Origin of the sequence: Kamptonema animale CS-326, assembly GCF_028330895.1 — a bacterium.
Classification (GTDB): Bacteria; Cyanobacteriota; Cyanobacteriia; order Cyanobacteriales; family Microcoleaceae; genus Kamptonema; species Kamptonema formosum.
On record NZ_JAQMUA010000137.1, the window covers coordinates 1 to 13,362 of the forward strand.

At 45.0% G+C, this 13,362-nt stretch carries 6 protein-coding genes and 1 pseudogene; 2 read left to right on the forward strand and 5 right to left on the reverse strand.

What is annotated here, in order from left to right:
• The 5 genes and pseudogenes from PN499_RS08320 to PN499_RS08340 all read right to left on the reverse strand — a co-directional run.
• Positions 1 to 219, reverse strand: a pseudogene (locus tag PN499_RS08320) (hypothetical protein); the annotation flags it as partial.
• Between the two features lie 24 nt (positions 220 to 243).
• Positions 244 to 453, reverse strand: a complete 210-nt coding sequence (locus PN499_RS08325; RefSeq protein WP_334311664.1) for an HNH endonuclease — start codon at positions 451 to 453, stop codon at positions 244 to 246.
• A 95-nt stretch (positions 454 to 548) separates the two neighbouring features.
• Positions 549 to 1,052 carry a DUF2243 domain-containing protein gene (locus tag PN499_RS08330; RefSeq protein ID WP_272031324.1) on the reverse strand — a complete coding sequence of 168 codons (504 nt, stop codon included), beginning with the start codon at positions 1,050 to 1,052 and terminating at the stop codon, positions 549 to 551.
• Positions 1,053 to 1,125: 73 nt separating this feature from the next.
• A complete protein-coding gene (locus tag PN499_RS08335) occupies positions 1,126 to 2,145 on the reverse strand; it encodes a radical SAM protein (RefSeq protein ID WP_272031326.1) in 1,020 nt (339 codons plus the stop codon).
• Between the two features lie 34 nt (positions 2,146 to 2,179).
• Positions 2,180 to 3,787 (reverse strand): hypothetical protein, encoded by a 1,608-nt coding sequence (locus PN499_RS08340; RefSeq protein ID WP_272031328.1) that lies wholly within the window; start codon positions 3,785 to 3,787, stop codon positions 2,180 to 2,182.
• A 434-nt stretch (positions 3,788 to 4,221) separates the two neighbouring features.
• On the opposite strand from PN499_RS08340, the gene PN499_RS08345 reads away from it, so the two are divergent.
• Entirely contained in the window at positions 4,222 to 12,042 is a 7,821-nt protein-coding gene (locus tag PN499_RS08345; protein ID WP_272031330.1) for a DUF4347 domain-containing protein, read from the forward strand.
• Positions 12,043 to 12,438: 396 nt separating this feature from the next.
• Positions 12,439 to 13,254 carry a DUF4347 domain-containing protein gene (locus PN499_RS08350; RefSeq protein WP_272031331.1) on the forward strand — a complete coding sequence of 272 codons (816 nt, stop codon included), beginning with the start codon at positions 12,439 to 12,441 and terminating at the stop codon, positions 13,252 to 13,254.
• Positions 13,255 to 13,362 lie beyond the last annotated feature (108 nt).

Below are 13,362 nucleotides of genomic sequence, written 5' to 3' on the forward strand. Positions count from 1 at the left end.
AGACCTTTCCTTTTTATCACAACTAGGGGCTGGTTCTTCTCGCTTAGATTCTATTCTCAATAAGCTCCCATTTTTTTGAGCAGGTTTAACCCCGAAAACATCCTCCCTGCAATGGTTTGGGGGCGCTTGTCGCCCCCTGAAGCCGAGATAGAGGTAAAGCCGGGAGGTAGAGTCGAGGGGAGTGTTACCACTCCACCCCTCTCTTCCGAAACCGTGCATGAGACTTTCACCTCACACGGCTACTCAATGTGCTTTCCTATTGTCATTAATGGACTTCTGACTGCCATCAGTAGCAGTCTTCTTGTGGTGGCAATGTCGATGTAACAGTTGCATATTTTTCCACTCGTCCAACCCTCCTAGTGTCAATGGCTCTTTGTGGTCAACTTCCATTACATCTTCTTGAAGAAAATACAATCCGCACTCCTGACATTTACCCTGTTGTTGCTTCAGCACCTTAGCTTGATTCTTATGTTTCTCAAAAAATTGCGATCGCGAACAAGGATGGAGTAAGTTTCGATTTTACTATAATTCCCAATCTCTGCATTCATTTAAACTTTAGTATCTGTGGCAACTTCACTCTGTATCATCATCCAACCCAACAGCGCTAAAAAAAGACCGAGAGCGAGAAATCCTAAATCCCAAGCTAACTCGTTGACACCAGGCTTGACGTGGTGGATTCCCAAAATTTGATGGTCAACAATGCCTTCAACAAAGTCAAACAATCCAGCGCCAATTAATATTGAACCGAAAAAAGTTTGAGTTGACAAAGGAACATCTTTGCGCTTCACAGCACTCCACAAACAGAAGATTCCCGCCACTGTTACCAACCAATCTGCCGCGTGAAACAATCCATCTCCGAGGGTATTTAATTCTAAACCGGCAACGGTAGCATCGGTTTTAACACTGCTAAACATATGGTGCCACTGGAGGATTTGGTGCAGCACAATGCCGTCAAAAAAGCCGGATTGACCAATACCGAGGAGAATTCCTGCGATAATTAGAGGTTGGCGGTTGTTAACAACAGTGGCTGGTGAGTTTGTGCAATCGTTCAATGGAAAACCTCAGATGCTTTTACTAAATGCTTTTAATGCTGAGCCCTAGCCTATTATATCAGATCAGCTATTTCTAGGCCTTTATGGGAGGCAATCTCATCCAACGTTCTCGCCCACAAATGTTGAGCGTACTGTGACGATTTTCTTGGAGAATAGCTTTAATTTTTGCTGGTGGAGTATCGAGAATGTGAAACAACTTGCGCTTAGATAAATAACAAGGAGTTACCCACCCGTCACAGGTAATATTGGGTTCAACACAAGACCAACAAGCCCCTGTTAAAGCACAACTGGGGCTGACAGCAACCTGAGATGTTAAGCTGACCTGGTAAAGTTGAGCCGTAAGTTGGAGCCATAGATTGTGGTCTAGCACATCCTGACTCATTAATTCTTGGGCTCGCCCCTGGTTTGTTAAAGCAGAAAAGTTGATTTCTTGTACGCCTAAATTCTCTGCCAATCGCACGAATTCCAAACATTCATCAGCGTTGCGGCGACTCAATACCACTTCAATGTTGACGCGAATATTAGCGGCGAGCAATTCATTAATACCAGCGATCGTCCTTTGAAAAGAACCAGAACCGCGAATTAGATCGTGAGTTTCTTCTATTGCACCATCTAAAGACACTCCTGCTACTAACAATTGTAAATCGGCTAATCGCTCGGCTACCCCAGTGGTAATCAAAACACCGTTTGAGCGTAACCCAATTCCAATATTGCGGGTACGACAATGTGCTAACAAATCGAATAAATCTTTTCGTACTAGCGGTTCTCCACCAGCAAAGACAATTAAAGAAATACCCACATCAGCTAGACGATCGATAACTGCTTTCGCCTCTTCTGTATCTAGGCTCTCGCGCTTGTAACCAACAACATCGTAACAAGTTGTACAGTGTAAATTACAGGCCGGAGTTACACCCCAAGTAACTGAATATGGAACGAGTCGTTCTTCTGGTAACTCGTAGGGAAGTTCATCGGGAGATTCTTCAACATCGTAATCTGGGTTTTCTAAGGGTTCCTCATTAGGCTCATTAGGCTGAAATGATGGAATTTCTGAAGGTTCGGGCCAGCGTGTTGGCCAAGGATGTGGTGCGCCCATTGATTATTATCCTTTGATATCTTAGTACAAAAATCTATTGTGTAATGTTATTTAAAAGCGCTTGTGTATTATTAAAACGAGGGTCTTCTATACGTTCTCTCAACCGGGCAGCACCGCTTAAAAATAGCCGCGCTCTCTCTAAATTACCTTGTCGCGACAAAATATCGCCTATCAAATGTAATGCGTTACCGTGTCCCCAAGCATAAGCCATATCGGGATCGCTAACTAATTCTAAAGCGGCGTTAGCTTTGGAATTAGCTGCGATTAAATCTTCCTCTGATAAAGCAATCCAACCAGCAGTTACCAGGGAATCGATTTCATAAAGCTTGAATTCATGTCTACTGGCAACAGAGTAAGCTTCATTGACAGCACTGCGTGCTTCTGGTAACTGATTAAGAGCTTGCTTGAGTCTGGCTAAGCTAAGATGCGCCCAACAGTAAATTTCTTGTTGACCTGTTTGAATTGCCCAGCGTAAGGGATGTTCAATCTGAAGTTGTGCTAATTCGTATTCACCTTTGAGTCTGTAGACATCGCTCAGAGCCAATTGTGCATAAGCTATTAAACTAGGATATTCGTTATGAGGACGTGCAGCACGCTGTTTTGAATAATTAAGCACTTTGAGTGCCGTCTCAAGCTTACCTAGACGAGTTAACAAAAGAGCATAACAGACTGCGGCTTGACCGACGAGGGTACGGTGTCCCAGATCTAATAGATTCCGATTTTGACGGATGTCTTGCCCCTCCCTTCTCCTTCGCTTCATCGCTGCTAATTGGAGATATTGTGAAGGAGTTTTGCCAAGGCTAAAAGCTTCTGCTTGCTTAAAATCGGCTAGTGCAAGGCGTACTTTACCTTGTAGCGTTCTGGCGACAGCACGCCTTGCATAAGGATTAGCTCCAGAGTAAAGCTGTTTACCAAAATAACGCTCACCGATCTGTAATCTACCAAGCAAATCTTTTGATTTGCTTGTACCGCTGCTATTAGTTACATCAGATTCATAAGCCTCAACTATACCATCGGCTATTTGTTCTGCTTCCCGTAATCGACCAGTTAAAACTAGCACGTCGCACAAATTCTCTCTAGCGATGTATTGGTAAAGGCTTTTAGTTTCTCCACCTGGATAGTAGTAACTCTCTGGGGCAAATGCCAACTCACGTAAAAGTTTTTCTGCTGGCTTTAATTCACCAAGCTCGGCTAAAAATAGAGCGCGATCGTGCTGGATAGATAAAAATCCAGATTCAGAATTGACTGTTATTTCTGGCGCTGGCAAGCTTGAAAGGTCTACTTGTTCAAAAGCGGAGTTCAGACGCAACCCCAACCTAAATTCTCCCCTTTTTAACCCAAATTTTATGTAACCGTTTTGGGAAAAACTTAATGATGGAAAGCCTGTGTAAAAACGTAATGCTAGAAGCGAAAAATTTGAACGGACAAGTTCCTTGAGGGCTGCTGTTAGCACTTCCGGCTCATTAAGGTTGTGAACTTGACAAGCAGCTAGTTGAAGTATTAATGCTGCTACTCGCTCTAGGGCTAGCCTTTGATGTTCGCAAAGGTAAATAAGGTTCATGAGTTCTGCCTCCGTACCTTGAACGCCACAGTCGCGAAGGAGTTTTAAAGCAGCTTCTTGAGTGAGATGATTTGTGTTCAATGCTTACTCCTGTTAGCTTTTATGACAATTTACGAGGGATTTTAGGCTGAGTGCAAACCAAGCAGTTAACAGCGTCAGATAACTGAAGCGCAGTTAGCAACCCTTAAGCTTTTAGGAGCATTTATTTAGACTTGCTAATTGCTAATTGTTAATTGCTAATTGCTAATTTAGGCTTTATGTCCGGCAAATTACTTCTGAAACTGGCTTGTTAGTCGTTTAAATGCGTAAGAGCTTATGAGCTGGTCGCAGATTATACCCGTATGTACGCTATTCTTCGGTGTGTTCCCAAAGGGTCGGGATCTCCCAAGTGAATTTTACGAAAAGTTTATAAAATCGAGTATTACTTTACTATAACTTTACACCTTTTCTACGTATAAACCGCTAGAGTACCTACAAGTGGCGGTAGCAGTTGTTACAATTCTACAACATATAATATGCCAAATTTTATCGGTCAGGGTGCAAGAAGTGCGATCGCCTTTATCGATCGTCAAGTTGAAGATTATCAAGGTTTGATTGCCGGAGTAAAACCCGGTACGGAAGTGGTCGTTTTGGATGGCGACAGAGATGCGATCGACCAAATTACTCAAGTATTAGGCGATCGCAACAATATTGACAGCATTCATATAATTTCTCACGGTAGTTCAGGCTGCTTGCAACTAGGAAATGGCAGCTTGAGTGCAAAAAATATAGAAACCTATGGTGACAGGCTACAGCAATGGTTTGCGTTATTACTGCGTAGTCGCGAAACATTCAGGGGGCTAAAATTTATCGGTTTGACCGAAATACTTTTTAGCGAAAGCTGGACTGACACAATTTCATATCCCCAATCCCGAATTTCAAATCCCCCTGAAATTATTCTCTATGGGTGCAACGTAGCAGCAGACGCAACAGGTTTAGCATTTATAAAACGCCTGAGTGAGTTAACTGGCGCGTCAGTAGCGGCTTCCAAAAAGCTGACGGGAAGTGCGGCAAAAGGCGGCGACTGGGAATTAGAAGTCAGAACCGGGAAAATAGAAAAATCCCTGGTATTTGAACCCAAAGTATTAGCAGCTTACGAGTACGTTTTGAATAGTTTTGGTGCTGCAACTAATTTTGGCGCAGGTTCATATCCTGTCTTCGTCGATGTCGCAGATTTTAACGGCGACAAAATAAAGGACTTAGCGGTGACAAACGCTAACGCTCCCATCAACGGCAGCAATCCTGGCACATCAATTTTATTAGGAACAAGCGCGGGTAGCTTTGGCACCGCTACTCAGTTGGGAAAGGGGCGAAATGTCTTCGCTATCGCTAACTTTGATGGAAATATCTATGAGGACTTGGTTGCAGATAATGGCAGTGGTTCTGTATCAATATTTTTGGGGAATAGCAGTGGCTTGGGTGCTCCCGTCAATCTATCTTTCGACCCGCTAATTTTTGCTAAATATATTGTTGCGGCAGATTTTAATGGTGACAAGAGAGCAGATATAGCTGTGGCAACTAATCGGGTTACCGGCAGCCTCAATACTAACGGTGTTATCTCAATTCTGTTGCAAAATCTCGACGGGACTTTTAGCGCACCAGTCAATTCTTTAGTAGGAAGAACCCCCGCTTTCATCACCGTGGGCGACTTTGATGGCGACAGGAAACAAGACGACTTGGCTGTGACAAGCCCAACCGATAACACAGTTTCAATTCTGCTGGCAGATGACAATGGAGTCTTTAGCAATGGTCCAACTATTCCAGTGGGAACGCAGCCGAATTCTATCGCTATCGGGAGGTTTGATGCGGACTATACAGACGACTTAGCTGTAGCTAATGTTACCTCTAAAAACGTCTCTATTCTATTACAAAAAACCACTGGAACTTTTACCGCTGCTCCCAATCTAGCAGTAGATACAAATTTTTTAGCTGCCGGAGATATCGACGTTGATGGCACGTCAGATTTGGCAGTGACGAAGGGTACACCTAGAGCCGTGTCAGTTCTGATGGGAAAAGGCAATGGTGAATTTAGCACTCCCATAGACTTTCCGGTGGGTTCTGCTAATTCTTATCTTAGTGTTGTGGTGAAAGATATTGATGGAGATAAAAAGCCGGACATTGCTGCAACTAGCTTCGATGACAATAATGTTTCGGTTCTGCTAAATACACCCAATACAGTTAATTTCGGTGCGGCCACTTACAGCGGTACTGAAGGATCTGCGGATACAGTAATTCCCGTTACTCTCAGCGGCGGCACTCCTTTAAACGATGTAACAGTACCAATTGTCATCGACCCCAGCAGCACAGCCACCGAAAATTCAGACTACACCTTTTCGCCTACTACTGTTACTTTCCCCATCGGCACTACTACTCTCACCCAGAATGTTGCAGTTACTATCAAGCCTGACAATCTCCCTGAAAACGCCGAAACAGCAATCCTCAACTTTGGCGCAATCACCGGAGGCGTTGCCGGTACAACCAAACAAACAACATTAACTATTGCTGCTAACGGTACTGTTTCTTATGCCATCGCCGCTGGTACTGCCAGCATTCCTGAAGGCAATAGCGGCACAAAACCTCTGGCTTTTACCGCGACTCGCAGCGGCAACACAGGCGGGGCAAGTAGCGTCAATTATGCAATAGGAGGAACAGCTACAAACGTCAGCGATTACAACAACATCGGTGGCACTTCAGGGGCAACTACTACTAATGGCACAATTAATTTTGCCGCCGATGAAACATCCAAAACTATTACTCTCGATGTATTAGGCGACACCCAAGGCGAACCTGATGAAACTGTTACCGTCACCCTGCTTAATCCCACAGGCCCGGGCGTAACCCCGACCATTACCACTTCTACCGCTACCACAACTATTACTAATGATGACAAAGCTGGCTTTACTATTAACCCAACAGCATTAACTACAAGTGAAGTCGGTGGCACTGCTACCTTCACTGTCAAACTCAACTCTCAACCCACTGCTGACGTTACCATCGATTTGAGCAGTTCCAATGTTGCAGAAGGAACAGTTTCAACTAATAGCTTAACTTTCACTCCTGCTAAATACAATGAACCGCAAACAATAACGGTGAGCGGTGTTGACGATTTACTAGCTGATGGTCCTCAACCTTACAAAATTGTCACGGCTGCTGCTAGGAGTACCGATCTTAATTACAACAACGTCAATCCTGATGATGTCGCCGTCACCAACAGTGACGATGAAACTCCGGGAATTACGGTGAATCCGACGGCAGGATTAATTACTGGTGAAGATGGCACCAAGGCTAACTTTACTGTGGTTTTGAATACTCAGCCAACGGCTGATGTGACTATCGAGTTGAACACGGATAATGTTGCCGAGGGAACTGTTTCAACTAATAGGTTAACTTTCACGCCGGCTAAGTGGAATACAGCGCAAGAAGTAACAGTAACAGGGGTTGAGGATAATAGTATTGCTGACGGCGATATTGATTACAAAATAGTCACGGAGCCTGCTGTTAGTACCGATGCGAGTTACAACCTAGATGTAGCGGATCTTAGCATTACCAATAAGGACAATGATACCGCTAGTATTTCTATTACTCCCACGGCAACAACTGCTATAGAAGGCGGCGCGGCGGGCAGCTATGACATCAAGTTAACGTCACAGCCGATCGCACCTGTTACCATTAACTTTACTGCAAGTGAAATAAATGCGATCGAGCCTGTTACCTTTGACAGCACTAACTGGAATGTTGCTACAACAGTCACTGTCACCGCTACCGACGATAGCAAAACCGAAGGTACGCACACGGGTACGATCGCTCACACTGTTACCAGTACAGACCCTAAGTATAGCGGCACGGCAGTTCAGGATGTAAAAGTAGAGATTGCCGATAACGACGCAGCAGGTGTTACCATTGCACCTACGAGTACAACTGCTATAGAAGGCGGTGCGACGGGAAGTTATACAGTCAAGCTCAACAGCCTACCGAGCGCACCTGTTCGCCTCAGCTTCAATACAGGCAGTCAAATTAATCCAGTTTCTGCGATTAATTTCAACAGCACTAACTGGAATATCCCGGAAACAGTCACTGTCACCGCTACCGACGATCGCCAAGCCGAAGGCCAATACGCGCACAGTGGCACGATCGCTCACATCCTTACCAGTACAGACCCTAACTATAGCGGCACGGCAGTTCAGGATGTAAAAGTAGATATTCTCGACAACGACGCAGCAGGTGTTACCATTGCACCTACGAGTATAACTGCTACAGAAGGTGTCGCGAATGGCAATTATGACATCAAATTAACGTCGCAGCCGAGCTTCCCGGTAACTATCAATTTCACAACAGATCAGCAGATAGAGGCGATCGCTCCTGTGACTTTCACTGCGGATAATTGGAATGTCCCTCAAAGCGTTACAGTGAAGGCGGTTGACGATACGATTGTGGAAGGCGCGCACAACGCTAAAATTACTCACGATGTATCTAGTTCTGATACCAACTATAACAGCAGAAGTGGTCCAGACGTGACGGTGGCAATCGCCGATAACGACACCGGACCGCTACTTGGTATTCCCACGGTAAATTTTTCCGAAGCTACTTACCAAGTCAATGAAAGTGGTCAGAAACAAATTACTCTCACTCGCACTGGAACTGCGGAGGCTCTAAACAAAATTTCCCAGGTGTACATACAACCTGTTACTGGTGGTTCAGCGACTGAGAGAACAGATTGGAAGTTTGCCTCCAGTGACTCTGGTCAAGTCACCGTCACCTTTAACCCAGGCAAAGATATTCAAACTTTCACAATTGAGATTTTGCCGGATACTCAAGGTGAGGGAACAGAAGAAATCGCGTTTCAGATCGCTAGTGCGGATGATGCCAATATTGGCCCTCAAAGCTCTACCACCTTGCAAATTTTTGATGGTGACAGACTGTTCACCGACACGAACGCTCCGATATCTGGTTTATCTTCGGCCATCTGGGGAGACTACAACAATGATGGCAAACTAGATATCCTCGGAAACAGCCAAATCTACGACAACATCGGAACCTACGACAATAACGGTCAGTTGAACGAATATGGCTTTAGCGAAATTTATGGAAGAGGCTTGCCAGGTCAGAATTCAGTCTGGGCAGATTACAACAATGACGGGCGACTGGATACCTCGCTGACCAATACCAATAGCGACAACACTCTCAGGTACGGAATCTACAGCAGTGATACGAAGTTTAACTTTGACGCTAACCCAGATCCAGATACAGGGCTACGTGACCTTCTCCCCTCTCGAATTTTTAGCTCAAGTTCGGCAGATTACAACAATGACGGGCGGCCCGATCTGTTGCTCAATACAGTAGGTTCTTACCCCGAATACCCGATTACCACCACACTCTACCGCAACACAAAACCTATTATGTATCAAGACCGCTTTCAAGATAGCAAAGCACGTCTCGATACTGGCGAACCACTATTTTCTACTAGCGAAATAGCTGGTGCTAACAGTCCTGGGGTTTGGGCAGATTACGACAATGATGGCAAACTCGATATCCTGATCAGGGTAACGGAGTCACAGCAGACTCAATCAGGGCAATTAAGGCGAAAAGCCAAACTCTACCGCAACTTGGGCGATGGCGTTTTTAAAGAAACTGCCGTATCATTGCCTGGTTTAGGTTCAGAATTCCCTCGCTTTGGCGCCACTGTTGATGATATGGCCTGGGGAGACTACGACAACGACGGCAAACTTGATATTTTGCTCACCGGGGCGATGGACGACGCGAATGGTTCAACCCAGCTTTTCACCAAAGTCTACCGCAACACAACCAGTACCAATGGGTCAGCCAGCTTTGAAGACATAGGTGTACAGATACCTGGTTTGAGTCAAGCTAAAGCTGCTTGGGGAGACTACGACAATGACGGTAAATTGGATATCCTGCTCACTGGTTGGGACCGGCAAGATTTCGCAAGTCCAGGAACAAGCGTCACCAAAGTCTATCGCAACACGGGCAATGGCTTTACCGACAGCGGCGCACAAATCGACAGTGGCGCACAGCCTGGTGCTACTACCTCATCCACAACTGCTTGGGGTGACTTTGACAAGGATGGAAAATTGGATATCCTGCTTACAGGTGGTTCAAGTTACAGTGACTCCTTTACCAAAGTCTTCCGCAACAACACCCCTAATGCCAACACTCGTCCCGATTCACCCACAGGGCTGACGGCTAAGTCGGATGGTGGAACTGTCACTTTTAAATGGGACAAAGCAACTGACGATCACACTCCTGCTGATGGTTTAAGCTACAACCTGCAAGTTAAGACTTCCGATGGTAAGGATATTATTCTTTCCTCGATGTCTCTGTGGGACGGCACTCGACAAATTGTTGGGTTGGGGAATGTTAGTCAAAACACCCAGTGGCAACTTAAAGACTTGCCTCACGGGACATATAGCTGGGGCGTGCAAGCAATTGATAATGCTTGGGCAGGTTCTCCCTTTGCTTTCGGAGAGAGTTTTACGATTGAGAACAGCCCGCCAGAAGAGCAAATTAACCTGGGTGCCAAGGCCACTGAGTTTAACCGACCTATCAAAGATGTATACACTGACCCCGATGGCGATCTGATTAATTACCAGTTGACTCTACCTAATGGCAGTCCTTTATACAGTGACTCAAACACTAGCTGGCTCGGGCTTCAATACGACTACTGGCAAAACACCATCACATTCACCGGAACTCCCCCAAGCGGTTCGCAACCTTTCAAGGTGAAGTTAATAGCTACAGACGATCTCGGTCGCTATAGCGAACAGACTTTCACGGTAACAACGAAAGATGGCCGCTGGGTGATAGATGGTTATATCTCCGGTGCAACTGTCTTCCTAGACGCCAACAAAAACGCCATCCTCGACACTAGCGAACCATCTACGATTACCGACACAGGCGGTAAATTCAATCTCGATATCCCCTTCGAGACTTTCGACACCAACAAAAACGGAGAAATCGACCCAGAAGAAGGCAATTTAGTTGCTGTTGGAGGCACTGACACCGCCACCGGCTTACCCCTAGAAACACCAGTCACCGCACCAGCAGATTCTAGTGTAGTCACCCTATTAACCACCTTAGTTGCTGACTTAATCGACAAAGGAATTGCACCTGAAGCAGCACAATCTTTAGTCAAAGCCGCTCTTGGACTCCCTGCTGATGTTGACTTAACTAGCTTCGATCCAATAGAAGCTACCAACAACAACATACCTGGCGGAGTCCAAGTCTTAGCCGCAATGGTGAAAGTCCAAAACTTCATCACTCAAACTGCTGCTTTGATTGATGGTGCTTCTATTGCAGCTAGTCAGGATCTGGTCAAGGCTGTTGTCCGTTCAATTAACGAGCAAATTCAATCCGGTACAGTTTTAAACCTCAGCAATGCAGCAGCTTTAGAACCAATCATTCAGCAAGCTGCCGCTAAAATCCAGCAAATTGACCCCAGTTTCAACAGTCAAAAACTCAGCCAAATGGGATCGCAAGCTGCAACAGTAATGGCAACAGCAAATCAACGCATTGATTCGGCTGTCTCCAACCCAACAGCGACATCGATTCCTGAAGCAGTTGCCCGCGTCCAACAGGTAGCTTTGGGTCTAACTACTCAAGATTTCAAAGCTGTTGGTGCAGAAACTAAACCTATTTCACAAGTAGTTGCTGACAATACTGGTGCTGCTTTAGATAGCAAAATTCAAGCTGTAACATTGCCTGTTGGGATTGCTACTCCTGTTGTCAGCGGCGACGCAGATTTAGGTAGCAATTCCCCCAATCGAATTGTCGGTACAAATGGCGACGATACCCTCACTGGCGACAGCGAAAATAATGCTTTGATGGGGATGAGGGGGAATGATTACCTGGACGGCGGCATTGGCAATGACTCTATTTTCGGCGGCAAAGGTGGCGATGCTTTGCTGGGAAGTAGCGGTGATGATGTTTTGTTTGGCAATCGCGGTGCTGACTTTTTGAACGGTGGCGATGGTAATGATATTCTCTACGCAGGTAAGAGCGATGATTTGCTCAATGGCGGCTTGGGTAATGATAGTTTGATTGGAGGGAATGGGAGCGATCGCTTCTTATTATCTACTAATTCTGGCATCGATACTATCTTCGATTTTGAAGATGGTCAAGATTTGCTTTCTCTCGGCAATAATCTTACTTTCGCCCAACTGTTAATTACTCAAGAAAACAGTTCAACTTTAATCCGTTTGTCAGCCACAGGCGAAATTTTAGCTTCTCTGAATGGGGTGTCTGCTAGCCTGATTAATGCTGCCGATTTTAACCTAGCTTAAAGCCTTGAGGTCATAAACAGGGTTCCTTTTTTCATAGGAACCCTGTGCCTTTCGTGGCTTCCTCTAGGAATTCTCAAGCCGTTGATGAGCTAAATTTTCTGCACTCAGCTAAAACAGTTACCATAAATTTCACTAAGTATACGTAAAGCTTTCTTAAAGATTTTATGATTTTATCCGTAATATTACATAGAAAAACCTACGTATCTTTACAATCATCTGTTGAAAGTCGAATATAATTGTGTGTAGCGATGAGTTAATAAAATTAATTGTCAGTGTTGACTTCCCTCGCACGAAAACGGGAACTAATTCTGACGATTCTTACTGCATTCTTCGACGTGCAAACTGATTAGTGTTGACAATAATAATAAACAATAAAAATTAACAAGGCAATCTACCATGAACAAGCAAATTATCTTTGTTGACGACTCTGTAAAAGACTATCAAAGCTTGATTTCAGGGATTAATGGCGCTGAAATTGCGATTTTAAATGACAAATCCAGTGGCATCGAGCAAATTACAGCAGCCTTAGCTAATAAAAAAGATATTGAAGCGCTGCATATCCTTTCACACGGCAGCCCAGGCAATTTACAAATCGGTGCAGAGGGGCTCAATGGGAATAATATAGAAAATTTCAGCACTCAGCTAAAACAGTGGGGAAAGGCTTTAACTGAAAAGGGCGAGATTCTATTATATGGCTGCGATGTAGCGGCAGGTGAAACGGGATTACAATTTATCCAAAACCTGTATCAATTAACAGGGGCAGATATTGCCGCATCAAATAACAAAACGGGGAATAAAGCATTAGGGGGAGACTGGGAATTAGAAGTAAAAATCGGGAACATAGAAACCCAACCCCTGAAGGTTCCTAATTACAGTTACACCCTAGCACCAACAGGCACGGCAGATAACAAAGGTATCCTCGTCAGCAGCACCCCAACCGCAATAGATGTTTTAGCCAACGACACTGGAACTGGAAGGCTGAACGTCGAAAGCATTGTTACTGGCCCTACTCGTGGTACAGCGATTATTAATGACGCGATTTATGTCGGCGGCGGTTTCACCACCATCGGCGGAGTTGCTCGCAACGGAATCGCTCGGTTGAATAGCGACGGGACAGTAGATAGTACCTTCAACCCGAATGCGGATAATGGTGTCATAGCTGTAGCGAACTGCAAAAAGCAGAGGTCAAAACTGCAAAAAGGGGATTTTTGAAACCACATTAACTGCCAAAAGTGGGTGTCTCAAAACCACATTCAGTGCAGAAGAAACCACATTACGTGCAAATAAACTGAAAACAGACAATTGAAACCACATTAACTA

Bases quoted from the DNA above. Each gene is read 5' to 3' on its own strand.
- PN499_RS08335 (WP_272031326.1), bottom strand. From the start codon at position 2,145: ATGGGCGCACCACATCCTTGGCCAACACGCTGGCCCGAACCTTCAGAA.
- PN499_RS08345 (WP_272031330.1), top strand. From the start codon at position 4,222: ATGCCAAATTTTATCGGTCAGGGTGCAAGAAGTGCGATCGCCTTTATC.
- PN499_RS08350 (WP_272031331.1), top strand. From the start codon at position 12,439: ATGAACAAGCAAATTATCTTTGTTGACGACTCTGTAAAAGACTATCAA.